This is a genomic window from Sphingobacterium sp. ML3W (assembly GCF_029542085.1).
GTDB lineage: Bacteria > Bacteroidota > Bacteroidia > Sphingobacteriales > Sphingobacteriaceae > Sphingobacterium.
The window spans coordinates 4,490,459-4,516,338 of record NZ_CP107036.1; the positions used below are offsets into that span (position 1 = coordinate 4,490,459).

The following is a 25,880-nucleotide window of genomic DNA, read 5'->3' on the forward strand; positions in this document are numbered from 1 at the left end:
TCATGTAACGAAATCTTAGGCTGTCAGTTGGGCGATCAGTTCGCCTTTGCTATTGATCTGGAGCTTCCGATAGACGCGTTTGATGTAAATGCGTACTGTATCCAATGAAATGGTATACTTTTGAGCAATCATCTTATAGCTCAATCCCTCGATAATCCCATTGGCAATCTGGAGCTCCCGTGCTGTGAGCAGGTCCTCATATTTCTTTGATTTAAAACTTTGTTCGATCAGGGCCCTATTTATGCTGGGACTTACAAATGATCCATCATTCATGGTAATGTTGATTGCAGACATCAATGATTCCAAGCAAGTTTTCTTTAATAGATAGCTAACGGCACCGTATCGGAAGCAGTTACGCACAGTCCTTACATCAGCCACCTCAGTTAATATAATAATTTCGGTCTTTGGAAAGGCATTTTTTGCGTGTTCAACAATTAAAGGTTCCTGATTTTCAATATCAACAATCAATATATCAGGAGCAAGCATGGCTCTATCCACACGTCCGTTGCCTATATCAAAAAGAACTTCAATTGTATGTGCTCCCACTTCATTTTCTTCATAAAGTATACGCTGGGTTTCTAGTCTTGCGCCTTCGTCTCTATCAATAATGCCTACAGTAATCATGTGCTTGTTATTATTCCGTTTTATAATCAGTCATACATGCCCCAATATTTATCTTGTCGAGCATATCTAGCAGCAATTCGAATCTTATGTGCAAAATCTGAATCAAGCTTAATATAGTTACTACTTTCTTAAAAAACAACTACTAGAAAAGAATTGTTTTATAAAAGAAAAAAATCATAAATATAATAGAAATTTTTTCACAACAAATCAGTACTTATATAGGCTTTCAACATCTGAATTGAATAGAAAATAACCCGCCAATAACGAGAATAGAAGATTTTCATAGTGGATATTGTGTATAATAAGATGGTTTATATGCAAGACAGTTTTTTTAGAAAGAATCAATAAAAAAGCCTGCAAAACTCAAAAATAATTTGAGTTTTGCAGGCTTTTAAACCATCCTATAAAATTAGAACTATATAGCAGACCCCGGTAGCTATTTAAATTGCTGTAGTGTCCTCCGATTGGCCACAACTCTTTCTTTATCAAAAAACCAGCCCCATTTCCCGAAATATGCACGAATAGACCGGATATGAACTTTGAATAAGTTAAAATTTTTACTTGAACCGGCGGCATATCCATGTATGACGGATGTCTTCGAAAAATAAACTGTTCTATACTTCATATTCATTCTTCGGGATAAGTCCCAGTCTTCAAGGTACATAAAAAAGCGGTCGTCATATAATCCCACTTCACCTAAAGTTGATATTCGTAATAATGTAAAACATCCCGAAAGAACAGGCGTATCATAGACGAGCTGAGGCGACACATTTCTTAGCTCATATTTTTCTACCGAAGATAGAAAAATATGAAACTTTCGATACAATATCCTTTTTAAAAATGACAGCGGGTTAGGCAGCAATTTGGGTAAGAACTGAATTGTTCCATCTGGATTCAAAATTTGTGGCATGGCCATCCCCACATCGAGATTATTTTCCATAAAGTCTACCATCAAGTTTATGGTATTATCCAGTAAAAGGACATCGGGATTAACAACAAAATGATATTTACTCCCCATGGCCATTGCTTTCCTCATACCAATGTTATGGGCGGCTCCAAAACCAGGATTGTCTGGTTGATGAATATATTTAAAACGAGCATGATGATCTCGAATTTCTTTTTCAATTGAGTTTAATGGAGAATTATCTATTATAAATAGGACATCAATTTCGGGCCCGTCCAACCCTTTCAATAAATCCTCAATTTCGGAATATGTCTGTTTATATAATACTATTGAAGCTGTAGTCATTGTTATTCATTTACCTTTAAGAAAGCGACTCATTTAAGTTGTCTGTCATCTTTCTAATAACTCTCCTATCTTTGGTTCGTCAGTCTGTGTTCTCTTTGAAAAAATCATTTATGATCTCTTTAACAGCACATTTCTTTTAGTCCGAACGAATATAATAGCTGTTTATAATATATCATTTTGAGGATAGTTTTTTTTGTATCCTTCTCAAGGTGTTAAAAATTTAAAGCGAAACCTTAATCTTTACAAAAATACTAAAATTACTTAATTATACGACATAAGTACTCCCCATAACCAGATTTACGCAATGGCTTAGCAATGTCTAACAATTGCTGATCATTAATGTAGCCCATTCGAAAAGCGACTTCCTCAATAGCACCTATTTTCATTCCCTGACGCTCTTCAATCACCTGCACAAATAGAGCGGCTTGCATCAGTGACTGGATGGTACCAGTATCTAGCCAGGCTGTACCTCGGTCAAATATACCCACCTTTAATTTTGCACGCTTTAAATATTCTTTATTGATATCTGTAATCTCCAATTCCCCACGTGCTGAAGGCTTGATACTTTTTGCGATCGCAACAACATCGTTATCGTAAAAGTAAATTCCTGGGACAGCATAGTTCGATTTCGGCTGTGCCGGTTTCTCTTCAATAGAAACTACATTTTTCGCTTCATCAAACTCCACCACGCCATAACGTTCAGGGTCGTGTACAGGATACGCAAATACAACGCCACCATCAGGATCGGCACAAGACTGCAATAGCTTTGACAAGCCCGAGCCATAGAAAATATTATCACCCAGAATTAGCGCGACCTTATCATCGCCTATAAATTCCTCGCCCAACAAAAATGCTTGCGCCAAGCCATCAGGGCTTGGCTGCTCCTTATATTCAAACCTACAGCCTAGTTGAGAACCATCGCCCAATAGTTTTTGAAAGTTTGGTAAATCCTGTGGAGTTGAGATAATCAATATTTCGCGAATGCCGGACAACATTAATGTAGACAATGGATAGTATATCATTGGCTTATCATATACTGGCATTAATTGCTTACTTACTGCAAGTGTCAATGGGTGCAAACGGGTTCCAGATCCACCGGCTAATATAATTCCTTTCATTTTATAGTATTGAGTAATGCGTATTGAGATCTTACTATTTAGACTCTGGTTGTATAAGCCGTCAGCGTAATAATCTCTTTATTATTTTTTAATTTCCTCGGCAAGCATTTTCGCTAAGCTCTCCTTCCATTCGGGCACGACCACATCATAGACCGCTTTAATCTTCGATTTATCAAGCAGTGCGTACTTTGGTCGTTGCGCTGGCGTCGGATAGGCACTCGTCGGAATTGGATTTACCTGACAATCAAACGAATTAAAATCACGTATTGCTACAGCAAAATCATACCAGGAAATTTCGCCTTCATTACTGTAATTATAGATTCCCCCTCCCCAATTTGCTGCATCAGCGATTTTCAAAATCGCTATAGCCAAATCTTTTGCATAGGTTGGGCTACCAATTTGATCATTAATTACATTCACCTCATCCCGTTCAGCCATTAGTCGGCACATTGTCTTCACAAAATTCTTTCCATAGGAAGAATATACCCAAGAGGTCCGGATAATAATCGCTTCGGAGCACCATTTTTGAATAGCGTTCTCGCCAGCAAGCTTGGTCTGGCCATACACATTGATCGGTGCTGTTGGTGCGTCTTCGGTTAGCGGAACAGCAGAATTACCATCAAACACATAATCCGTTGAAATAGCAATCAACTTTACCTCATGTAGATGACAGTATTGCGCAATCTCATCACATGCTAGATGATTGACCAAATTTGCCAGCTCAGGTTCTTCCTCAGCCTTATCGACCGCGGTATAAGCGCCCGCATGAATAATTAAATCTGGCTGATACATCGCCAAAATATCCTGAATCAGGAGAACCTGATCCAGCGGCAGCTGTTTACGATCCAAAAAGTAGCACTCTTTTTCGCTATCATTTGCCAATAGTTCATTTAATTCGGAACCTAGCTGTCCAGAAGCGCCTGTAATGACAATTCTCATCAAATCTTTTTTATGGTATAAACATTCTAAACCGCCTATTTCTCCCAAACAGAAGCTTGAAAATACATAGACGCTCTATTTTGTTATTTAAATTTATTGTATAATGCTGTAAAATTTTGTGCCTCTTTGTCCTTTTGCGACAAAATCATCTGATTGACTGGAATCCGCCAATCAATAGCCAATTGCGGATCTAATGGATGAACACCATCCTCAGCGTCTTTGTTATAGTTATTGTCACATTTGTAGGAGAATACCGCCTGTTCAGACAACACGGAAAATCCGTGTAAAAATCCCCGCGGTACAAATAGTTGCTTTTTATTTTCAGCTGAGAGTTCCACGGCAACATGCTGCCCATAAGTGGGAGAATTGGGCCGAACATCAACAGCTACATCCAATACTTTGCCCTCTAGTACACGGACCAGTTTTGCCTGTGCATGCTCATCTGCTTGCATGTGCAATCCCCTGACCACACCAAATTGAGATTTCGATTGGTTATCCTGTACAAAATGGGGATTATGTCCCAATATTTCGGCCAATCTATTTTCATTATACGATTCAAAGAAATAACCTCGCTCATCTTCGAAAACAGCAGGCTCCAAGATAAAGCAACCCGATAATTTAGTTTCAGTATATTTCATGTTTAAGCGCCGTGATATTGGTTATTATAATAATGTTGATAGTCACCCGAAGTCACATGATCCAGCCATTCCTGATTGGACAAAAACCAATCTATTGTCAGTGATAAGCCTTGTTCAAATGTCACCGATGGACTCCAACCCAATTCCGTATTTATTTTATTTGCATCAATCGCGTAGCGCAGATCATGACCAGGTCGATCTTTCACAAAAGTTATCAGAGAAGCAGCTGTCCCCTCTTCACGGCCTAACTTAGCATCCATTTGTCGGCATAGTTCTTTGATCAGATCTATATTCTGCCATTCATTAAAACCACCGACATTGTACGAATCGCCATTTTTACCTTGATGAAAAACCAAGTCTATCGCTTTGGCATGGTCAATTACAAAGAGCCAGTCCCGCGTATACTTTCCATCGCCATATACTGGCAGCGGTTTGTTATTTAAGATATTATGAATACACAGTGGAATTAATTTTTCAGGAAAATGATTGGGGCCATAATTATTGGAACAATTCGTTAAGACAATCGGTAAACCATAGGTATCGTGATAGGCTCGTACAAAATGATCCGAACTTGCTTTCGAAGCAGAGTAAGGTGAATGTGGATCATATTTGGTGTCTTCTGTAAAAAAGCCTGTTTCGCCTAAAGCACCAAAGACCTCATCAGTTGAGACATGATGAAAACGCTTGCCTTCAAAATTATCCTTCCATATTGCTCGAGCAGCGTTCAACAGATTGACTGTCCCGATCACATTGGTCATCACGAATGCCGTCGGATCTGCAATGGAGCGATCAACATGGGATTCTGCGGCCAAGTGAATCACACCATCCGGCTGATATTGTTCAAAAACAGCATTTATTGCTGCTTGATCCGTAATATCTGCTTTGACAAAAGTGTAATTCGGATGATCCTCTACATCTTTCAGATTTTCCAGATTGCCTGCATAGGTTAGTGCATCCAGATTAATAATTTGATAGTCTGGATACTTTGTAACAAACTCACGGACGACATGGGATCCAATAAATCCTGCACCTCCGGTGATTAAAATTTTTTTATTCATATACGTTGCTTATCGACGGAATACCGCACGAGCTAATCTGTCAAAATTATTACTCTAGTTAAATAGTTCGCTAAAATTAGGTTGATTTTTGCGAATTGACAAGTTTTAATCGATTGAGAAAGCATAATAAATGCAAAAGTCCCATTACTGGGACATTTGTATATAGATAGGACTATATTCTTTTGTGTTACTTTTAAATCTTTTTTATAAGCGAATATACCGGGACCTCGTCCATGAATTCATGAGCTTCGTTGTTATCCAATGCTTCGTACACAGAATTCTGAGATTTAAATTCAGGGACTATTTGTTTCATTGCGGCAACCAAAGTCACAAAATCCGGCAACTGTCTATCTCCATCAATAATTTGCTGACAAACAGCATTGATCCGTTCCGCTTTCAGTATCAATTCATCGTGTTTTACTTTTGCAATCATAATTTTCGGATGATGCGTTTTCACGGTATTTTCATTATTGGCCAAAAGTTCTTCAAAGATCTTCTCTCCGGGACGCAAACCAACAATTTTGATATCTATATCTTCTGGATATCGGTAACCTTTCAGCTTGATCATCCGTTTGGCAAGATCCATTATTTTAACCGATTTGCCCATATCAAAGACAAATATCTCACCCCCTTTCCCCATCACACCGGCTTCCTGTACCAACTGGCAGGCCTCAGGAATGGTCATAAAAAAACGTGTAATTTCAGGATGGGTCAGGGTCAATGGACCGCCATTTGCCATTTGTTTCTCAAACAGCGGGATAACCGAGCCATTTGAGCCCAGTACGTTACCAAATCGTGTAATGATAAAGCTCGTTTCCGACCTTCCGCTACAGCTACTCACATAGATTTCCGCCATCCGTTTGGTTGCTCCCATCACATTCGTCGGGTTGACCGCCTTATCTGTCGAAACCATGACCATTTTCTTAGCGCCAAAGGCCATACAAAGATCGGCGACATTTTTACTTCCAAGTACATTTGTCTGGATGGATTCATAAGGATTTGCTTCCATCAATGGCACATGTTTGTACGCTGCAGCATGAAATACCAGATCCGGTTTATACTGCGCAAATATATTTTGCATGAAAGCATAATTGCGCACATCACCGACGACACAATGCAAATGCTCGGGCTGTGTTGCTTTTATCGACTGCTGGATATCGTACAAGGCGGATTCCGCTTGATCCAATAGAATTAATTTTTTATAATAACGCCTTGCAATTTGACGTGCCAACTCTGAGCCAATGGAACCTGCGGCACCAGTGACCAGAATCACCTTGCCCTTCATCTCCTCCTCGATTTCTGGATGATCCAGTTTAATAGGCTTACGTCCAAGCAAATCCTCTATCTTCAGCGGTCTGATCTCCCGTTTAGCGCCAGAATTGAGCAGGATCCGGGCGGGTGGCATAATTTTGAGTTCAAGCCCGATATTCTGAAACCAGTCTGATACATATTCCAACCGCTCAGGGTCATTGTTTTCCACCGCAATGATCACCTGTGTGATTTCATGTTTGCTGATATATTCCTTGGTAATTTCAGTAATATCTTTGATTTTCAAACCTGCAAGACGTTTGCCGATACGTGAGACTTTATCTTCTACAAAGGCGACAACTTGATACTTGATTCGCGGATCTTCCTTCAGCAAGGAGAAAGACACTAGTCCCGGACGCGAAGCTCCAAAAATCAATACATTTTCACCTTTTCGTGCGGGTAAGAATAAATACTCAAAAATCGTTCGGTATACCACGCGTGCGCCGACCATAATTACAAGAAGGATACAGGCCTGCATGGTTAAGACACCATAGGAAAGACGAAGGTAATCTCCCGCTATTGTCTCCTTTTCCACAACAGCTTTAACGACCAGAGTTAACAGCATCAATATAACATAGGCAGATGCAACAGTCTTAAAGATTTTAATGGTGTCCCGGATGCCTGTTTGACGTACGATACCTCTATAAGTGTTATAGCACAAAAATAGCACAAAATACACAGGCAAAACCAGTATAAGCTTCTTCAACATAAGAGCTACATCAAAGACACCTTTGAAATTATTTACTACATAATTTGAAAACACATAACTTGCGAATACAAACCACATATCGATCAGCAAAATGACCCATCGAGGATTATCCTTCCGTAACCGTTTTCTTAAATCCCATAGAGATCCCATCATAGCTTTCTTCACGTTTTAGTTTATTTATTTTTCCGTCGTATTCCATTTATGGAGTTAGCACAACGCATATGGCTTATTTCAATTTTGTAAAGGATGACCAAGATACTTAAAATTTGACAATCATTTGGTCTTTTTACTAAAATATCGATAATGACAGGCGCCATATACCCATCTCCATATCATCGTGGACTAAGCAACTATTATACCGAAAATATTACAAACAACGATAAAAGTTAAAAATCACGAACAAAAGGCAGCCAACATTTACTGTTGTTCAATAAAACTCTCCCTTCTTCATATTTATCCTTTTTAATGAACACCAAAATTGGCATATTGTTTGTAAAACCTTCTGTAAGACAGACAAAACCATATAGCTGAATTATATATTATGAATTTTTTAACCAATTTGTTTAAAAATAAAAAGCCTTCATCCATAAGACCCCTGGCTCAGCTGGAATTTCTGGAAGTGGACATGCACAACCACCTGTTACCCGGAATAGATGACGGCAGTACATCTGTAAAAAATTCTATTGCATATATTCAAGAATTACAGCGTTTGGGTTTAAAGAAGTTTATCTGTACTCCCCATATTATGGCGGGTGTACATCCAAACACCAAGTCAACTATCGAGGGAGCGCAGACTGCTCTTGTTCAAGGATTGAAAGAGAATGGCAACGGAGCCGATATTTTTGCTGCGGCTGAACACATGATCGATGATGGTCTGACCTCACTTATTCAACAGGATGAACTCTGTGTGATGCCCGGTGGTTATGTCCTGATCGAGATGTCTTACCTATCCGAGTCCAAAGCACTTTTTCACATTATTTTAGACATCCAGAAACTTGGCTACAAACCTATCCTTGCACATCCTGAGCGATACAACTATTATCATGGAAATTTCAATATTTACAAACAGATCAAGGATGCAGGTTGTCTATTGCAGTTGAACTTATTATCACTCAGCCGCTATTATGGTGTGGATAGTAAAGCAATCGCCATGACATTACTCAAATCAGGCATGTATGATTTTGTTGGCACGGACCTACACCATGAGCGACATCTTGAAGCCCTCAAGAATATAGCTGAAAAATATCCCGTCCGCGATATGCTAAAAACCTCCCCTATTTTAAATCAGACCCTGTTGGATCATCTGGACAGTAGTAAATCCCAGGGAATAGCTGGTTAAATAATCGGACTGTCCTATTTTCTATTCAAGACAGGCCAAATGAAATAGCAAACAAAAAATAATACGAAATAAAGAAAATCGCATAAAAAAACGCATTCCCCGATTTGGGGAATGCGTTTCCATTAAACTTATTATCCAAATAAATTATATCTTACTCCTCAAAGGAACTATCTTTTTACACAACGGATTTGATAAGCAGTATTGGCCCCAGCACCTGAAGTTGAAGCACCCCAGATATCCGTAAAATGAAACTGCTTCTTATCTTCCAAAAGATAATACCCTTGCCCTCCTATAGAATCACCAGTGTTATTTGTATGATAAGCTCCTCCGAACGGCAAGTAAAGAAATTTATCTCGGCTTGCGCCAGGATTAACTTGAGTACCAAAGAAGATACCCATATTGGTAGCTTTTGTGCCATCCCAAGTCCCCTGATATCTTCCGACACCATAAGGATCTGGATTTTTAGGGTTATCAGCCCCATTCTGATTTGTCCTTTTGATCAAATTATCGAATTCAGCTTTTGTTGGAAGTTTCCATGTATTCAATGGTAAGACCAATGAACATGGATCGGCATTTCCACCATTTAATTGAACTGAAGGCTTTTGATTGTTATGTGTTGCGGGATCATTTACACCAAAAACTTTAGGTTTTTCATACCCCGGAAACCAATAATTACCATAAGCATCGTTGGTAGCAGCAAAACCATATACACCATTATTATAGACCAAATTTCCCAAGGCCCACACTTCACCACCAATATTTACCTGTGTAGGCTTTTTCAGTTTAAATTCTAACACATATTTCACACCTGGTTTTAGATCCCAACCGCCTTTATTTATATCCTTCGCTACACTGCCACCAATAGACAAACCTTTTAACCACACAATACCATTTGCAGTAGCTGCTGTCGTTATGAAAGTAGAATCAGAATCGATCACTGTACCAGTTGTATTTTTCAATTTGAAAGTAACCGGATTGACAGCCCCTTTAAATGTAAGGGCACTATTATTCAGGTTCACATCTACAGCTGCATTAGAAGGCTCGATTGTTGCTCCTACAATGCTGCTAACAGCTCCAATAGCCGAAGCGTCGAATTTCAATGTTACTTGTGTAAATAGATGCTCAAGATCAGCATTCAATATATTCTGACCATCCTTTACTTCAAACGGCACCTGATCTAACATAAAATCCTGATCAGCAGTCAGACCTTCAAAATTTACTGCGCTCAGCTTTGTACCAATTGCAATTGATGGTAAGGTTTTATTTGAACCAGACGCATAGATTACGAATGTATATTTACCTGTTTCAATGGCAAAATCTTGTGTACCGTTTCCCTGTGTAAAAGATTTAGTCTCCTTGTAGTTACCAGCCGCATCAAAAATTGCTACATAGTAAACCGTTCCCTGTTTCAAAGCCTGTTGTTCACTACCTGTGGAAACAGTTGCCGCACGGTTTGAAGCTTTCAGACTTGGAGCCGCTACTTCCTCGGCAGTTAGGCTAGCAACCAAGGTATATTGATTATTAAAGGGAATTTCTACTGTTTGTGTTGCGGAAGCATAAGTACGGCCCGCTGAAGCAGCTTTGACTGGTCCGGTTTTAGCAAAAGCTTGACCTATATTTAAACGTACGGTTGTGCCTTCAGGTACCACAGCACTATTATTTTCCTTACTACATGAAGAGATAAATAATGCGCATGCGAAAAGAGAGGCAAAACCAAATTTTATTGTAAACTTATTCATGAAATTGATTGCTTATATCACTAATTAATTAAACCACCTTATATACTACCAATCGATTTCTTGCGTCTGCGTTTCAGTCTGCCAAGATTCGGTTACCGAACTGTTTACAGAACCAGCAGCAATGCTATATTCCAGTGCGATATTTTGTACATTCATGCAAGGAGCTTCATAAGGAAGACGGCCATCTAGGTTAGCCAGGTTTTTTGTATTCGTTTTCATTTTTTATATGTTTTTAAAATTTCTAAAGCAACTTCTGTTCGTGTGACTAGCACACGCTATGAAAAAGACGGTATCTAATTAATAACAAGACTTTTAACACAGAATAATATGACACTTCTAAGTCAGAAGTTGCACGAAAGTAGATAATATTTGAAAGGAGCCAAAGGAATTCGACTGATGTTTGTTTTCCTGTAGCTAAAGCCCTACAAACAAACTTAAAACGAACCTTTTACATGACATTTCCATGAGAATTCAGGCCAGGTTTGGGACAACCTTGCCATTAAAAAGAGTCTGACATTATTTTTTAGAGACGACGAAAAGAATGAGTTCTACTTAGGAAACCGAAATCGGAGCTTACGTAATCCATTGATTGCTTAAACACTTTAATTATTATGAAATCGAAAACACCAAACAACACTGAAAAACAAAAAAACCTAAATCGATATATATTTTTCCAAAACAATAAATGCAAAGAGCTATTGCTGTTTCTCAATAAAGTTTAAAGGAGATATAGCAACAAATATTTTACTTCAAAAACAAGTGAATATTATTAGGAAATTGATTATCGATATTAAAAACATGTACTATAATTCAAAAATAAAGCAACCACTGACATACACTTATAAATATGGGCTATTAAGAAAGTAACTGTTTAAACACATTAATTATAAAACAAAAATTTACCGAAAAAAAATTATTCAAGTTCAAAACAAAAGGCAAACAACTTTGTTCAAGCAAAGTATTACGTCATATACTAGGTGAATAAAATGGTTAAAAATGCCTCTATTTTACATTAAAAAGCAGTTACATAAAAAAAGAAAACAATAAGGCAGTGAAAAAAGAAAGATCGCTAAATATCAAATGAATTTTATTAGAGAAAATAATTTACAATATTTTTTTTGCACAAGTTGATATTTAGTCGTAATATTACAATTCAAAAACACACAGTGTTTTAGCCAAACTAGAAAAAGTAGTAGACATATATAAATTTATAGCAGCATTAAGTAGGAATATTATAACAAAATTGACGCAGTGATAACAATAACACTTGTCTGTACGCAGAGACAAGCAGCTTATCGAAACGCTAATTTTTAATTTTTTAACAAAGAAGAATTAAATTGTTTATTAAATTTTAAACCCCACGCTAGCAATAGCATGGATTATCCAAATAATATTATCATGAATAAGAACGCAAAAAAAATGTACGTTGCTCCGTCCATTAAGGAGCACGTTATCGAACTTGAGCAAGGCATTGCTGCAGGTTCACAACCTGCACAACCAGGAGCAGGCGGAGCTACAATTGACGATGCAGAAGGTAGTGGTGGATCGGGTTGGGACACTGGTGGTTTTTAAGCAAGTATCCCTACACTAACATTTTTATTAAAATTATGAAAACATTCAACAAAAACTTCGCAAGTAAATTTGCTCTCGCAGCCTTTTTAGCATTAGGTACATTAGCTGTAACCAGCTGTAGCAAAGACAACCAGAACGGTCAAGAAGTACCGGACGGCAAAAATCAAATTATTGTTCGCATCGCGGGAATTAGCGATGGTGAAGAGGTTAAAACTAAAGGTAGCAACCGTACATCATCCGCGCAACACAACCTACAGCTCGTTCAGGGCAATGGTTTTGATGCACTTATTGGTGTAGACAATCAACTTCCGGTGACAGAAATCGCTACGGCGGGTCAATCGGGCATTAAAGCAGCAAGTGGAACCCGCGCAGCTTCGCCAGTGGCTAGCGGTACCAAGTATCGTTTATTCTTATACAAGAAAAACGGCACATCTTATAATTTTGAGAAGTCAGTAGAATTATCTTCTGGCACAGAAACAGCTGTTAACGTAACAGATGGCGCAACATATAAATGGGTTGCTCTTTCTTACAACTCGACTACAGTACAAGTTCCTGAAATGCAGAACTTAGCATTACCAGGAAATACAGATGTACTTCGTGCAACAAATGAATTTACTGTAAGCGGCGCGGCGGTTCCAATCAACATTAATTTCAGCCGTGTATTCGCCCGTATCGGTATCGAACTGAACACCATGGGTATGTTTGCACCGATTAATTCGGCAACCGTGGCTGTGACAGGGAACAACGCAAAAACAGGAACACTTGACGTAGCCACAGGCACATTTGTCGGTGCACTTACGGATGTAACTGCAGCACTTACCTATGCTGATTTCGTTACAGCTCCAGGTTCAGACGGTCAACAAAAAATAGCTTATTACTACACCGCTGATCAAACACTACAAAATCTTAATGTGTCTGTTAGTGCGCTTAAGATCAAACTTGAAAATGGTACGGAACGTTCATTTGGCGCAACGTTATCAAAAGGTCAAGAGATCACACCAGAACGTGGTAAAAACCACCGTTTCTTATTGGGTATTACTGAATCGCCATTAACCTTTGGCGGTGTTCAATGGTCAAGATCAAACCTGTATTACCAAGCAGGTTATAACCCATACCGTTTCTACCATTTCAACCAGCCAACGACAGACGCGAAGAGTTTCTTCTCTTATGGCGCCGCCAAACCAGGTGTCTTAGGTACATATGCATCCCCTAAAGACCCTTGTGCATTGGTATACCCTGCAGGCCTATGGAAAACCCCCGCTAAAGCCGATTTAGATCCTATTAATTCCAATGGATTAACAGGCTTATTAGGTGATCTTGATTTAAATATATTAGGTAGTACAGTAGACTTATTAGTAGATGCTCAAAACGCACTGGCTGCGAATGTTGCGGGTGCAACATCTCCTGTTGGCGCTGGTTACTCAGAATTCACTGCTACAGGCGTTAATGCCGCTTATGGCACAGCGACTTCAGCAACAAACAAATTGCGTTTTAACTTTAATGGCTTTATGAGAGACGTGTCTCTTGTGGAAGATCTTATTACACTAGATTTAGGTTCAACTGGTGGTAAATATACAGCTTTTTGGACTAATGATAGGTCTTTACTATCTCCTCTTGAACCTATTGCAGGTTTGGGTGTCACACATTATTTAGGAAATAGATATGCAGGCATACTCGGCGTAAATGCTGGATACAAAGGATTTAGATCTACAAATGTCTTGGGTATCACTCTTTTAAATAGTGTGAATGTCATTAAATCATCCTTGATGAACGTACGTTGTGTGCGCAATGGCGCTTGGAATCCAAATGCAGCAGGATACAACCCTAATCCGGTTCTTCCGAACTAAGATTAAAATTAAATTATTACTCCTGGTTTATCCCAGTGGCAACTATTATCGACAGGGACTTTCGTTTGAAAGTCCCTGTTTTTTTTCCCGCCCGACATTTGATTATAGTTGCCGAATTGTCACTTTCCCGCTACATTTAAAAATTTCTTTGCGAAGTTTCGTAAAATTTGACTATAAAATTCCCATTTATATTTTCTACATTTGGGCCGTCAAGTCATTTTTTTTGCGTTCGACTTGATAATATTAATGGATAGAATGGGACGAAGGCGTTCGTCCCATTTATTTTCAACAAACTAATAATCAACACTTTAAATACACTTCAAATCACTTATCGCGCTCTACAAAAAATTAACTTAAATCCAACCTAGCATACTCGACATTCTCTTAAAGATAGATTTATATTTTAAAGCTGATAAATCAATCTAAAAAATGAACTGATCGCATTTTCTTTTCCTCCTACTGGAAAACCGACAGCCATACCGACGGCTAATTTATCATTCAACCCCAATTTAACCTGTGGCCGAAGTGTGGTCTCCAAGCAACCCGAGGCGACTTCTTGGTTGATCTCCAATCCAATAAAATGGTCTGTTTGTGGCAAGGTATAATGCAAAGAAGTATTGATCTGCCAGTTCATTCCCGTCTTACCTGATTTATAATGATAAGCAATCTCCGGACCTGTATAGATCAAGGTATGCCAGTTTGAATGCCAACTTTTAGCGGCCACAAAAAAAGGATTAAATGCAGTGCCACCGTCCGCGAAATTAAAAATCTGCGTATAGCCCACAGCTAATGTTGTTGCCTGTTTCTTCGAAACATAGAAGGAATATTGTGAGGACAACCTTAACCTTTCGAGTTTATTGCCCGAGGAAACATCGGCTATTTTACTTTTTGTATAGGCAAAGTCTGTCTCTACTTCCAGCCCCAATCGATCTATGGGCGCAAACTCATATTCCGCCAAATAGCCATATTCATCTGCCTTGCCCATTTTTTTGATATCTGCACCAACATTAAACTCCTTCTCGCCCTTCCTTGCACCCAAATCACGAACAAGATCATTATATAAGGGTTCAGCATGATGTACTTTATCAGGTATATATCGCCCTTGTTGCGCTTGCGCATTCGTTGTCCCCAGTAGCATCCAGGCCATCAGGAAAGCTCCAGAAAATTGTATGATTGTGTTGTTGTTTTTCATACAACAAACCTCCCAATGAATTATGGAAACAATTGGGAATGTATAGCTGCTAGCTTATTAGATCTTTAGCCTCGCTCGTAAGGATGGATCAAGCGCTCCCTTATGCAACATTAACGTGATGGTTTTATAGTTGACAAATTCCTTGGTGACATACATATATCCTTTAAAATCGTTAGCCTTACCCCAGGAATTTTTAACAACGTAATATTCTTTTCCATGCTGATCCTTGGCAAGCCCGACGATATGCATCGCGTGATCATCGGTGGTAGCCCAGTTGTCGAAAGCTTGTTGCCTCTCTTCGGCCGTAATCTTCTTCTCAGTGCTTGGTTTTACGAACATGGTTTTCTTTTCGTCGTTAGACATCTTGTCAAATGGTTTTTCAGGAACGTAAGCAATACCGTACTGCCAGGAGAAGCCCTTTTCAGAAACATCTGTCGTCCATGCAACCGTATAGCCTTGTTGCAACGCCCTATCAATAATGCTCGTTAGATCCTGCATGGGCACATTATAAGAACTATCAAATGACCAATTATCCGGTACCAATAGCACAAAAGGCTTATAGTAAGGTTGATCTGTTACAGAAGCAAAGCCAATATAATCGTCCGGGTCAATCCCGATCACCTGATCTGCAAATGTGCGTGCTGTATACACCTTTCCTTTATAGTCGAATTTTTCGGGTACTACCCCTAGATGCGCATCCAGTGTAGCGCTATAGGCTTTCTCCCAATTCGGTGTCAAGGGTCTACCCTTGACCAATACTTTGAGCATTGCATTTAATAGAGGGGTCATCTCTCTGAAATCATTGTAGGTATGATTACCAGGCAGTCCAGCATAAGCCGATCGAGGCATCGCGCCATATTTACGGAATACATTCAATACATCATGTAATTGCCCACCTTCACCCATTGTCAAGCCACCATGGAGGCGTACATAATTATGCGCCTTATCCAAATAGGCCTGTCTAGCGGTAAAGACCTGAGAAATTTCAACGGGTTCTTTCCCCATCCGAATCATCTCCGACTCCAAAAATGAATTGCCAGTGTATGACCAGCAGGTATTCGATGCTCCTTGTTGCTTGACCGGCGTGCATCCTAGGTTGATGACATCTGTAAATACATACTCGGTTTTAATTCTCTTGTATTTATTTTTATTGAGCATCTTACGAATAAATGTCGCAAGCAATGCTCCAATAATCAAAACAAGAATAATAATGATTAGCCTTTTATACTTTTTCATAATTCCCCATTAACGTCCGCCACTGATCATTGCTGTAAACCGGGGCCAGAACTGCTTTAATAAACTATAAATTACCAAACCCAATACAATTATAATCGTAGGGCATGCCAAGTATAAGAACAGCAATAATCCCTCAGACTGTGGCATGAGTACCTTAAATAAAAATTTGATGATAAAAACCAAAGGTAATCGATGGTATGCAAAAATAAAAAAGCTGCTATTGGCCAAGAAGGTGTTTGTCCGCCAGCTTTCTTTTCCTATAAAATGAGCTGCTATGGACACAGTCGTAATAAGACCTATGATAATTCCAGCACAATACAAGTCAACCCACCACCTTGAACCTAGGAAAAATAGCTGTGCCGCGACGAGCAGGATATACAATGGCACGACAATTGGCAGCATCGGCCGCTTACCACTGACAAAGTTTTTATTGTTGATACTAAAATACGCCCCTGCAGTGAAGAAAAAGAAAGAAACCGTACTCAGCCCCGGTAAATAAAAAAAAGGATTAAAAATCCAAAGCAGTCCCATTATAATCACAGCATAAGTTTTCAGCTTTTTAATGAGTATAAAGACTATTGGAGAAAACAGCACCACGACCATCAAATCACGAATAAACCAAAAGGGAGAGTTAATGGGTAAGGATTTATTCAAATGTGAATTTACTTGGGAAGTATCCCAAAAGGACCAAAGCCAATCCAACAAGCTATAATCTGTTATTAATTTGTTTCTACCAGAAACCAAGCTTCCCGATAAAAACGTTTGCGCAAGCAAAAGAAATAAGATGACCAACAGGTTCCAGAAAATATAAGGAATCAAAAGCGATCGAACACGTTTTTTTAATTTTTGAAGATAAATCTCGGTGGAAAATGTCGCTGTTTTATAGAAGAATAAAAAGCCTGAAATAAAAAAGAAGAGCGGTACACAGACCTCGAAGATAACTTTGGAGAATAAGAAAAAGATGTGCGAAAAAATAGGATAGCTAGCAAAACTGATCTGCTTTACACCAGCCATCACAATATCCGAAAAATCCGTATGGATAAATACCACCCCCACAATCAAAGGGAAGCGTAAAAAATCAATGGTCTTTGACTGCAGCTCATCTCCAGACATTTTATAAAGATAATCTTTACCCATTAGTTAGATTTAAATTATGTATTGGAGCCCTTAAATTACACATTTCTAATTAAATATCCATTATCTGCTTTGATTCACCCAATTTGAACATGCACATTGCAAGTAGAACTGGGCCTTAAATAAGACATCGGGGACAATATTCAATGTACCAAAAGCGTTACATATATAACTAAACCGAACTAAAATAGGAGACATTATGCCGCCTGCTTAACATAAACTATCACAACAAATATTAATAAAGGGTTAATACATCATTCCATTTTCTATTGTATACAAATCAATTCAGATAAGAGCTAAAAATGCGCCCAATAATTCAGTATTTTCTTCCCATTTCTCTTGTACTATCCCCTTTCATTCTCTCAGCACAAGAAGCTGTACTAAGCGGCATCGTTCGTGATGCAAGTACCGGAAAGCCCCTTCATGGCGCAGTCATTATCACAGTCAATGACAGCATAGGTGCCACCTCAGACCTACGCGGATATTATCACTTATCACTTCCCAGGGGAACACATCCGTTTGCGATCAGTTACATCGGCTACCAGCAACAGATAGCTACTATCGAACTACTCCAATCCCATGAAAGAAATTTTGAACTGAAGCCCTTTGCCAATCGAATAGATGAGGTGCTGGTATCCGCCAAAGAGAAGGGTGAATCGGTCGATGATCCACACATGAGTACAGTCCATCTCGCCATGAAAGATATTAAGGATGTCCCCGTTCTTTTTGGTGAAAAAGACCTCTTAAAAACCATACAACTCTTGCCGGGGGTACAAAGTGGAGGTGAAGGCTCGACCAATTTTCATGTACGTGGTAGCGATGGTGGACAGAACTTGATTCTGCTTGATCAGGCTACAGTTTATAATGCTTCGCATCTGTTTGGTTTTTTCTCCATCTTTAATTCCGATGCAATCAAGGATGTGCAACTCTACAAAGGTGGCATACCGGCCCAGTTTGGCGGACGGATTTCTTCTGTATTAGACATTTCCATGTTGGATGGTAACAAAAAACAGTTCTCCGGTGAAGGCGGGCTGGGGATTATTGCTTCCCGGATCAAACTTGAGGGACCACTCACACAAGATAAGAGTTCTTTTTTATTCAGCGCCCGCCGATCCTATGCAGATTCATTTTTAAAACTGGCAAAAAGTAAAGATATGGATAACAATAGTCTGTATTTTTATGATTTAAATGCCAAGCTCAGTATTAATCTGGGCAAGAGAACCAGCCTATACTTATCGGGCTATCATGGCAAAGACAATTTAAAGTACAGCGACCTATTTCATATTGCTTGGGGGAACAGCACTACAACAGCACGGTTGAACCATCAGTTTAATGATAAAATATCCAGTAACACATCCCTTATTTACAGTGGGTTCAACTATCAGGCTGGGGTTTCCAGCCAACAGATTGACTTTCAGGTCGCCTCCAAAATCCGAAACGCGCATGCCAAGCAGGATTTTTCCTATTATGCGAATGCCAATAATACCATCCGGCTTGGGGTAGGTGCATTGGCGCAATCCATCAAGCCAGCCAATCTCTCCTCCGATAAAAATCAATCAGTCAATCCAACCACCATTGAAAACCAGCGCGGGATTGATCTAGGGGGATATATCTCTCATGAATGGAAACCTACAACCGACTTGTCCCTACAGTATGGTGTCCATGTCCATGATTTTATAGTGCTAGGCAAAAGGACTTTCTATCAATTTGACAAAAATGGAAAGCCTGTTTCCGAAAAACGTGATAACAGCCGGATTGCTAAACATTATATCAATCTGGAACCACGCATATCTGCCAGTCTTGTACTGAATGAACAAAGCAGCTTAAAAGTCTCTTACAACCGTATTGTGCAAAACCTACATCAACTGACCAATACCACGGCAAGTCTACCCACCGATCAGTATGTACTCAGCAGTCTAAATATCAAGCCGCAACGTGTGGACCAGGCTGTCTTGGGATACTTTCGTACTTTTAGGAACAAGCAATATAACTTTTCGGTCGAGGCTTACTATAAAAGGCTTGGTAATCAGATTGATGTACGCAATGGAGCTACCTTACAGGCCAATACCTATTTCGAAGGGGAGTTGCTCTTTGGTGTCGGGCGTGCGTATGGCCTGGAGGGCTACCTGCGCAAGAACAGCGGCCGGCTAAAGGGATGGATCAGCTATACTCTATCCAAAAGCCGTCGCAAATTTAACGGGATCAATGAAGGGAAATGGTTCAATGCACGCCAGGATCGTACACACGATCTCGCCGTTGTAGCGAATTATGCGCTTTCCAATAGCTGGACACTCAGCGGAACATTTGTTTTCAATACCGGAAATGCCGTTACATTTCCCAGCGGGAAATACCTTATCAATGGCAAATCCATATTCTACTATACCGAGCGAAATGGCTATCGTATGCCCGACTATCACCGCCTTGACTTGTCAGCAACCTATGATCTACATACAACTAACAAACGTTTTCATTCGAGCTGGACGATTGGTGTATATAATGCCTACAATCGAAAAAATGCTTATACCATCGACTTTCGGGAGGGTAAGACTAACCCAAATCTGACAGAAGCTTACAAAATTGTTTTATTCGGAATTATTCCATCCGTCACGTGGAATTTTAAATTTTAAACACCATGCATGTTAGACAATCTTTTACCCTATCCTGTCTGTTGCTGCTGATTTCCTCCTGTGAGGAAAAAATGGACCTTGATCTCAATAAAGCTGCAGCTCGCATTGTCATCGATGCCCAACTATCCGATGCCAGTTCAGTTCAGCGGATCCGCATTTCACATTCTGTGGGATTTGACGATCCGATCAATACTTCCGGGATCAAGGGAGCAACGGTATCAGTCAAAGACAACGAGAATAGGCACTACTCTTTTCAATATGAGAAAGACGGCTATTATATCCATCGTAACTTTAAGCCCGTTGCCGGCCGGATCTATACGTTGAATGTTGCAGTACAAAAGCAGCAATACAGCTCAAGCTGCCAGATGCCAGCCTATGTCGCAGTGGACTCCACCGGCATTTCAGAAAAAAGTCTCAATGGTAAAACCTATTTTTTTGCAACACTGACTTTTAAAGATCCCGCCAAGGTTGCCAATTATTATAGCTATACCTTATCGATCAATGGTGGCCCCTTTCGCTTTGCCAATGCACAATCTGACCAGTTCAACGATGGATTGAAAGTGACACATTACATCTCTGACTTAGGGACAAACTTAGTACCCGGCGATGGTGTGATTATTCGTCGCTATTGTGTTGACGAAAAAACTTACCAATATTGGAACGAATACCAAAATAATAACCTTAGCAATGCCGCACCCAGCAACCCAAAATCCAATATTTCCAACAATGCACTGGGCTACTTTTCCGTCGCTTCAGTAAAGGAATATCAATTAAAGATCGGGCAGTAATCAAAGCGCTGTCCAAATAAAAAAATTACTCCCGATTGTCGCTTTCTTCTTTACGACCTTCGACGATAAGCTCGTTTACTTCATCCATTTCTCCTTGTTCAAGGTGCTCGATATCTTCTGCCTGTTCGTCTGAATAACGGTCAATGAAAAAAGTACAGCCCATCGGAAAATGGTCAGATCCAACAGAAGGATAGATAAACAATTTATCTATAAATACATTTGGACTGTGGAACAGCAAGTCTAAGGGTACCCGGAAAAACCAATAATTGGCGTGGAAAGTAGATAAGATCCCACGTCCTATACGTGCATCGATCAGCTTGCTGGTTTTCTTAAACAAGACGGAGGATCTCGCCCAAGCCACATTGTTAAAGTCTCCCGTAACCACCACGGGCATTTTATAATCACGCACTTTTTTTGCCACACTGAGCAGATCACCATCCCGTTCTTTGGAGTTTTCCTCCTCTGTAGGACTTGGTGGTGGTGGATGTACAGCAAAAAAGATAAAACGGTGACCATCCTCCGTTTCCAATTCGGCTTCGATACTTGGAATATCATCTGCAACAAAATAGTGAATCTTGCTTTTATTGACTTTCAGCTTGGTATAAAAATGCATACCATAGGTATTGTCTAGCGTCACCTTGACAACATTCGGATAGTCCGATTCCAATACCCTTAACGCCTTTTCCCATACCGCATCACTTTCCATGGTCAGGAAGATCTTCGGTTGTTCTTTCCGAATCAAATCGATAAAACGATCGTACTCTTTATTGAATTGCAGCACATTGCAGGAAATCAACTTGATGCTATCCGAAGCATCTTTGCCCTTCTCGTATTTATCCTTACGCCAAAATTTAGTATAACGCACCAGGATAAATACATGATAGCCGATCAATATTGCCTGCGCGCCCTGGATGCTCCATATCCAGGGCGATTCCGCCACCAGATAAAAGCCCCAGGCCAATACGGGCACCTGAAAGACCAGCAGCTGCAATTTAATAAATTCAGCCACACGAAAGACCCAGTGCTGGCAACGGATAAACGGTAGCAAGCTAAGGAGGATCAAGAGTCCTGATAAAACAAGAAATAAAATCTGCATATTGATTTCAAATTTACTTCACAAAGATATTGTTTGAGTGAGACTTTCCCCTATCTCCTAATCGATAGAAAGATCCCACAAGAAAAGTTACAATTTTCTATCATCCTACATCCAATTATTATCAGTATAACTATTGGGACCAACGAACGTTTATTTTATTTTGAGAAAATGACTATATCCAACCTCAAATGAGCCGAACAAGAAAGTAAAATTTAAGCTTACCGGGATCTTTGGTATATTTTTTGAAACAAGCAGATCTATCAAATAATCAACACTAAATGGAGGTACCATCGTCAATACGATATACTATTAAATAGACAAATCCGTTTTATACAGATAAAGTCAAATAAAACTATCAAAAAAATTAGACCAAATACACACATAAAAACTATGAGCAAGAAAAAAGACAATTCAAGATGGCTAAATGTAGCTATATCCTGGGGCGCAAGTATCGTCATCATTGGGGTACTGTTCAAGATTCTCCATATCGGCGGCAGCACTGCCAACTATATGATCGGTATCGGGCTCGGGGTTGAGGCGCTACTTTTCTTTTTAATGGGTTTCAATCCCCCAGCGCCAGAACCAGACTGGAGCCGTGTCTATCCTGAATTGGACGATAATTTCAATGGCGAGCTCCCTGTACGTGGCAAAGCCGTTGTGGCACAGCCGGCAGGTCCATCGGCAACAGCCGCATTGGACAAAATGTTTGCAGATGCCAATATTGAGCAGGCAAGTATCGAAAACCTGGGCCGTGGATTACGTGACTTCAGTGAGAAGGTATCCGCTATCAACAAACTATCTGACGTGTCATTGGCAACCGAAGAGTTTACACAAAAGCTGCGCACAGCTACATCAAAATTTGACCACCTGAGCTTAGCCTTCGAAAAAGCGTCGGAAAACCTCGTGGCCATGTCCAACACCTCCGGTGATACAGCAAATTACCACGATCAGGTCAAAAATCTGACCAGCAACCTCGGTCAGCTGAATGCCATGTACGAGCGTGAACTCCGCGACTCAGCATCTCATTTGCAATCCATGAATAAGTTTTATGAGAACTTAAGCTATACCATGCAAAACTTCAACGAATCACTGGATGACTCCAAAGCCTTTAAAGAAGAAGTAGGCAAACTGGCGAAAAATCTGAATGCGTTAAATGCCATTTATGGCAATATGCTTAGTGCCATGAACCAGCCGCGCGTATAATTTACCCTTGTATTACTTAAATTAGAAAAAATGGCATTAGGAAGAGAAACGCCAAGACAGCGGATGATTGGCATCCTTTATCTGGTCTTGCTTGCTTTATTGGCACTCAATGTACCAGATTCGATCTTGGATGCGTTCAAAAATATCAACAACAGTCTCGAAACATCTAAGTCAAATGTCAATACAGCTGTACAACAGCTGTTCGCTGCATTTGAAAACACCAAGTTAAAAGAAGAACCGGCACGCGCCAAGCCTATTTACGATAAAGCTAAAAAGGCACAAGCCATTATTGGCGAATTGGATAAATATATTCTATCCCTGAAAGAAGAGTTTGTCAAACAGGGCGGTGGTTACGATGAAGAAAAAGGAGATCTTGTCAAACGGGAAAATGAGGACATCTCGCCCAATCTGATGATTAATGAGAAAAAAGGAACCATCCTCAAAGACAAAATCAATGACACCCGTGCCAAGTTATTGGCATTACTGACACCAGAAGAACAGAAAATGGTTTCCTTTTCACTGGAAGCCAAGAATCCAGAGAAATCGGTGAATGGCAAAAAATCATGGGAAGAAATTAATTTTGGCAGTGGCACGCCGCTTACAGCAGCAATGACTATTCTGACAAAAATCCAAACGGATGCACAAAATGCAGAGTCAGATATTGTTAAGATTATCTTAGGTAAAATGGATCAGGCAGTGGTCAATCTGGACAAGTTTGCAGCTGTAGCTGTTGCACCGACCTCCTACCTGGTACAGGGACAACCCTACAAAGCCGAAGTCTTTTTAACGGCATCCGATTCCAAGTCCGAACCAGCGATCTCTGTCAATGGCTCATCCCTACAGATTGTTGATGGTAAAGGTGTATACGCTGTACCAACGAACCGGGAGGGTATTTTTAGCTGGACCGGGGTAATTAAAGTTAAACAGACTGATGGTTCCTATAAGGAATACCGGACGCCACAGCAGACCTACCAGGTGGCCCGTCCTTCGGCCGTTGTATCACCAGATAAAATGAATGTGCTGTATATCGGTGTCAATAATCCAATTTCGGTTTCAGCTCCAGGCACGCCTACAGATAAAGTACGGGTAAGCATGAGCGGTGGCAGCATATCTAGCGCAGGAGGCGGAAAATACAATGTGCGGGTAAGTTCGCCGGGCACAGCTCGCATCTCGGTATCGGCTGAAGTCGCTCCTGGTAAAACACAGACTTTGAGTTCAACCGAATTCCGTGTCAAAAGAATCCCGGATCCAATTGCCAAATTTGCAGGTAAAACCGGTGGATCTATGGCAACAGTAGCGCTGAAAGCACAAAATGCACTGTTTGCGAAACTAGATAACTTTGACTTTGATGCATCCTTCAAAGTAACCAAGTTCACGATGATCCTCGCCAAGCCACGTGCGGACGCGATTGTCCTTTCCACCTCGGGTGGACAATTAAGCTCCAGTATGTCATCAGCATTAAATGGCATTGTACCAGGTACTCGTGTGATCTTTGATAATATCGTAGCAGTTGGCCCAGATGGGACATCCAGACAGCTTAATGCAGTCGCATTGACCGCAAATTAGTAAATCACCCCTACATTTATACATTAGGCCTGTTCTTTTAGTAGAACAGGCTTTTTTTTAAATCCATGCCTACCGATAGTAGCAAATCCATGGCTTTAGACCGAAACGTACACTGTCAGAGCAACAAAGATGTTATAAACACCTCAAATTCAAGAAAAGATATTATCTTTATATTAATAGTTATTCTAGCTTGCTTTATAACAAACCTAGTTCAAGCATATTATTATGGGAAAGAAACCGAAAAACGAGCTTTCAAAGTCAGTATCACATCGTATCGATGAGATTTTGCGTTTGACAAAACTTCCTATCCAGGAGTTCGCCAGCATTTCGGGTATCAATATCCGATCTTTGCGGGGCTATCATGCCGGTGGCATTCCCATTACACTGGAATCGATCCTAAAAATCTGCACAGCCTTATCAATCAATTTTCATGATTTCTGTGATTTTAACAAAAAGTTAAGTTTAAAGGGACAACCACCACCCATAGCCTCTCCTATAAAACTGAATAAATTCAAAAAACCGTCAGATAATGCAGCGGAAGTCATCCGTCTCGCAAAGCAAGAAAAAAGTGAAAAGAATAAAGAGTATCGCGATCAAATTACCAATATCACCCGTACATCCGACTACTTTTTACGCCCACGGACCCTGTTTCAAATGGTTGTAGATTTCTCGGTCGATTACGATATAAACATTACCCCCGAAAGGCTCAAAGCGATACTACAACAATGTATAGCGAAAGGGTTTATCAAGAAACATCAAACACCCTGGGACTATGGTATCGGTTATCATAGACAAAAACGTATATGGATCTATTTCAAGAATGAAAAAGACCTCTTAAAAGATCCTGAGAAAATCTTTGGTTACAATTGGATCCGCGATAGCATTCTGGCGTAGGAGG

21 protein-coding genes are annotated in these 25,880 nt (G+C 40.0%); 8 read left to right on the top strand and 13 right to left on the bottom strand.

What is annotated here, in order from left to right; all coding sequences use genetic code 11:
• Nucleotides 1-15: 15 nt before the first annotated feature.
• The 7 genes from OGI71_RS18945 to OGI71_RS18975 all read right to left on the bottom strand — a co-directional run bounded on the left by OGI71_RS18945 (nt 16) and on the right by OGI71_RS18975 (nt 7,796).
• Complete coding sequence (locus OGI71_RS18945; protein WP_282251050.1) at nt 16-624, bottom strand: response regulator transcription factor; 609 nt, start codon at nt 622-624, stop codon at nt 16-18.
• A gap of 436 nt (nt 625-1,060) precedes the next feature.
• Nucleotides 1,061-1,873 carry a glycosyltransferase gene (locus tag OGI71_RS18950; protein ID WP_282251053.1) on the bottom strand — a complete coding sequence of 271 codons (813 nt, stop codon included), beginning with the start codon at nt 1,871-1,873 and terminating at the stop codon, nt 1,061-1,063.
• 257 nt (nt 1,874-2,130) lie between these two features.
• Nucleotides 2,131-2,991 carry a glucose-1-phosphate thymidylyltransferase RfbA gene (gene rfbA / locus OGI71_RS18955; protein ID WP_282251055.1) on the bottom strand — a complete coding sequence of 287 codons (861 nt, stop codon included), beginning with the start codon at nt 2,989-2,991 and terminating at the stop codon, nt 2,131-2,133.
• A gap of 81 nt (nt 2,992-3,072) precedes the next feature.
• Nucleotides 3,073-3,930 (bottom strand): dTDP-4-dehydrorhamnose reductase, encoded by an 858-nt coding sequence (gene rfbD, locus OGI71_RS18960; protein ID WP_282251057.1) that lies wholly within the window; start codon nt 3,928-3,930, stop codon nt 3,073-3,075.
• A gap of 83 nt (nt 3,931-4,013) precedes the next feature.
• Nucleotides 4,014-4,568, bottom strand: a complete 555-nt coding sequence (gene rfbC, locus OGI71_RS18965; protein WP_282251059.1) for a dTDP-4-dehydrorhamnose 3,5-epimerase — start codon at nt 4,566-4,568, stop codon at nt 4,014-4,016.
• 2 nt (nt 4,569-4,570) lie between these two features.
• Nucleotides 4,571-5,626: a dTDP-glucose 4,6-dehydratase gene (rfbB, locus tag OGI71_RS18970; protein ID WP_282251060.1), complete on the bottom strand. Its 1,056-nt coding sequence runs from the start codon at nt 5,624-5,626 to the stop codon at nt 4,571-4,573.
• 193 nt (nt 5,627-5,819) lie between these two features.
• A complete protein-coding gene (locus OGI71_RS18975; RefSeq protein ID WP_282251061.1) occupies nt 5,820-7,796 on the bottom strand; it encodes a nucleoside-diphosphate sugar epimerase/dehydratase in 1,977 nt (658 codons plus the stop codon).
• Nucleotides 7,797-8,184: 388 nt separating this feature from the next.
• Between OGI71_RS18975 and OGI71_RS18980 the strand changes: the two genes are divergently transcribed.
• Nucleotides 8,185-8,982 (top strand): CpsB/CapC family capsule biosynthesis tyrosine phosphatase, encoded by a 798-nt coding sequence (locus OGI71_RS18980; protein ID WP_282251063.1) that lies wholly within the window; start codon nt 8,185-8,187, stop codon nt 8,980-8,982.
• 167 nt (nt 8,983-9,149) lie between these two features.
• Here the strand turns inward: OGI71_RS18980 and OGI71_RS18985 are convergent, their stop codons facing one another.
• Both OGI71_RS18985 and OGI71_RS18990 read right to left on the bottom strand, forming a co-directional pair.
• Nucleotides 9,150-10,721, bottom strand: coding sequence for a hypothetical protein (locus tag OGI71_RS18985; protein WP_282251064.1), 1,572 nt, complete (start codon nt 10,719-10,721; stop codon nt 9,150-9,152).
• Between the two features lie 45 nt (nt 10,722-10,766).
• Nucleotides 10,767-10,940: a hypothetical protein gene (locus tag OGI71_RS18990; RefSeq protein WP_282251066.1), complete on the bottom strand. Its 174-nt coding sequence runs from the start codon at nt 10,938-10,940 to the stop codon at nt 10,767-10,769.
• A 1,179-nt stretch (nt 10,941-12,119) separates the two neighbouring features.
• Between OGI71_RS18990 and OGI71_RS18995 the strand changes: the two genes are divergently transcribed.
• Nucleotides 12,120-12,293 (top strand): hypothetical protein, encoded by a 174-nt coding sequence (locus OGI71_RS18995; RefSeq protein ID WP_282251068.1) that lies wholly within the window; start codon nt 12,120-12,122, stop codon nt 12,291-12,293.
• A gap of 35 nt (nt 12,294-12,328) precedes the next feature.
• Nucleotides 12,329-14,140 carry a hypothetical protein gene (locus OGI71_RS19000; protein ID WP_282251072.1) on the top strand — a complete coding sequence of 604 codons (1,812 nt, stop codon included), beginning with the start codon at nt 12,329-12,331 and terminating at the stop codon, nt 14,138-14,140.
• A gap of 403 nt (nt 14,141-14,543) precedes the next feature.
• Here the strand turns inward: OGI71_RS19000 and OGI71_RS19005 are convergent, their stop codons facing one another.
• Genes OGI71_RS19005 through OGI71_RS19015 form a run of 3 tightly spaced genes read right to left on the bottom strand, consistent with a single transcriptional unit; the run spans nt 14,544 to nt 17,705 of the window.
• A complete protein-coding gene (locus OGI71_RS19005) occupies nt 14,544-15,332 on the bottom strand; it encodes an HAEPLYID family protein (protein ID WP_282251075.1) in 789 nt (262 codons plus the stop codon).
• A 57-nt stretch (nt 15,333-15,389) separates the two neighbouring features.
• Nucleotides 15,390-16,568 (bottom strand): C1 family peptidase, encoded by a 1,179-nt coding sequence (locus tag OGI71_RS19010; protein ID WP_282251077.1) that lies wholly within the window; start codon nt 16,566-16,568, stop codon nt 15,390-15,392.
• Nucleotides 16,569-16,577: 9 nt separating this feature from the next.
• Nucleotides 16,578-17,705, bottom strand: coding sequence for an acyltransferase family protein (locus OGI71_RS19015; protein ID WP_282251079.1), 1,128 nt, complete (start codon nt 17,703-17,705; stop codon nt 16,578-16,580).
• Nucleotides 17,706-18,004: 299 nt separating this feature from the next.
• On the opposite strand from OGI71_RS19015, the gene OGI71_RS19020 reads away from it, so the two are divergent.
• Nucleotides 18,005-20,329 carry a TonB-dependent receptor gene (locus OGI71_RS19020; RefSeq protein ID WP_282251081.1) on the top strand — a complete coding sequence of 775 codons (2,325 nt, stop codon included), beginning with the start codon at nt 18,005-18,007 and terminating at the stop codon, nt 20,327-20,329.
• A gap of 5 nt (nt 20,330-20,334) precedes the next feature.
• On the top strand, nt 20,335-21,117 hold the full coding sequence (locus OGI71_RS19025) for a DUF4249 domain-containing protein (protein ID WP_282251083.1): 783 nt from the start codon (nt 20,335-20,337) through the stop codon (nt 21,115-21,117).
• A gap of 25 nt (nt 21,118-21,142) precedes the next feature.
• Here OGI71_RS19025 and OGI71_RS19030 read toward each other — a convergent pair whose 3' ends face one another.
• Nucleotides 21,143-22,213: an endonuclease/exonuclease/phosphatase family protein gene (locus tag OGI71_RS19030; RefSeq protein WP_282251085.1), complete on the bottom strand. Its 1,071-nt coding sequence runs from the start codon at nt 22,211-22,213 to the stop codon at nt 21,143-21,145.
• 390 nt (nt 22,214-22,603) lie between these two features.
• On the opposite strand from OGI71_RS19030, the gene gldL reads away from it, so the two are divergent.
• The 3 genes from gldL (at nt 22,604) to OGI71_RS19045 (ending at nt 25,876) form a co-directional block, all read left to right on the top strand.
• Entirely contained in the window at nt 22,604-23,416 is an 813-nt protein-coding gene (gene gldL, locus OGI71_RS19035) for a gliding motility protein GldL (protein WP_282251087.1), read from the top strand.
• A 30-nt stretch (nt 23,417-23,446) separates the two neighbouring features.
• A complete protein-coding gene (gene gldM, locus OGI71_RS19040) occupies nt 23,447-24,982 on the top strand; it encodes a gliding motility protein GldM (protein ID WP_282251089.1) in 1,536 nt (511 codons plus the stop codon).
• Between the two features lie 225 nt (nt 24,983-25,207).
• Nucleotides 25,208-25,876 (top strand): helix-turn-helix domain-containing protein, encoded by a 669-nt coding sequence (locus tag OGI71_RS19045; protein WP_282251090.1) that lies wholly within the window; start codon nt 25,208-25,210, stop codon nt 25,874-25,876.
• Nucleotides 25,877-25,880 lie beyond the last annotated feature (4 nt).

Coding starts and splice junctions, on each gene's coding strand:
- OGI71_RS18975 (WP_282251061.1), bottom strand. CDS start 7,796: ATGATGGGATCTCTATGGGATTTAAGAAAACGGTTACGGAAGGATAAT.
- OGI71_RS19025 (WP_282251083.1), top strand. CDS start 20,335: ATGCATGTTAGACAATCTTTTACCCTATCCTGTCTGTTGCTGCTGATT.
- OGI71_RS18950 (WP_282251053.1), bottom strand. CDS start 1,873: ATGACTACAGCTTCAATAGTATTATATAAACAGACATATTCCGAAATT.
- OGI71_RS19020 (WP_282251081.1), top strand. CDS start 18,005: ATGCGCCCAATAATTCAGTATTTTCTTCCCATTTCTCTTGTACTATCC.
- rfbD (WP_282251057.1), bottom strand. CDS start 3,930: ATGAGAATTGTCATTACAGGCGCTTCTGGACAGCTAGGTTCCGAATTA.
- OGI71_RS19000 (WP_282251072.1), top strand. CDS start 12,329: ATGAAAACATTCAACAAAAACTTCGCAAGTAAATTTGCTCTCGCAGCC.
- gldM (WP_282251089.1), top strand. CDS start 23,447: ATGGCATTAGGAAGAGAAACGCCAAGACAGCGGATGATTGGCATCCTT.
- OGI71_RS18985 (WP_282251064.1), bottom strand. CDS start 10,721: ATGAATAAGTTTACAATAAAATTTGGTTTTGCCTCTCTTTTCGCATGC.
- OGI71_RS18980 (WP_282251063.1), top strand. CDS start 8,185: ATGAATTTTTTAACCAATTTGTTTAAAAATAAAAAGCCTTCATCCATA.
- OGI71_RS19015 (WP_282251079.1), bottom strand. CDS start 17,705: ATGGGTAAAGATTATCTTTATAAAATGTCTGGAGATGAGCTGCAGTCA.
- OGI71_RS18990 (WP_282251066.1), bottom strand. CDS start 10,940: ATGAAAACGAATACAAAAAACCTGGCTAACCTAGATGGCCGTCTTCCT.
- rfbA (WP_282251055.1), bottom strand. CDS start 2,991: ATGAAAGGAATTATATTAGCCGGTGGATCTGGAACCCGTTTGCACCCA.
- OGI71_RS18995 (WP_282251068.1), top strand. CDS start 12,120: ATGAATAAGAACGCAAAAAAAATGTACGTTGCTCCGTCCATTAAGGAG.
- rfbC (WP_282251059.1), bottom strand. CDS start 4,568: ATGAAATATACTGAAACTAAATTATCGGGTTGCTTTATCTTGGAGCCT.
- OGI71_RS19010 (WP_282251077.1), bottom strand. CDS start 16,568: ATGAAAAAGTATAAAAGGCTAATCATTATTATTCTTGTTTTGATTATT.
- gldL (WP_282251087.1), top strand. CDS start 22,604: ATGAGCAAGAAAAAAGACAATTCAAGATGGCTAAATGTAGCTATATCC.
- OGI71_RS19030 (WP_282251085.1), bottom strand. CDS start 22,213: ATGCAGATTTTATTTCTTGTTTTATCAGGACTCTTGATCCTCCTTAGC.
- OGI71_RS19045 (WP_282251090.1), top strand. CDS start 25,208: ATGGGAAAGAAACCGAAAAACGAGCTTTCAAAGTCAGTATCACATCGT.
- OGI71_RS19005 (WP_282251075.1), bottom strand. CDS start 15,332: ATGAAAAACAACAACACAATCATACAATTTTCTGGAGCTTTCCTGATG.
- rfbB (WP_282251060.1), bottom strand. CDS start 5,626: ATGAATAAAAAAATTTTAATCACCGGAGGTGCAGGATTTATTGGATCC.
- OGI71_RS18945 (WP_282251050.1), bottom strand. CDS start 624: ATGATTACTGTAGGCATTATTGATAGAGACGAAGGCGCAAGACTAGAA.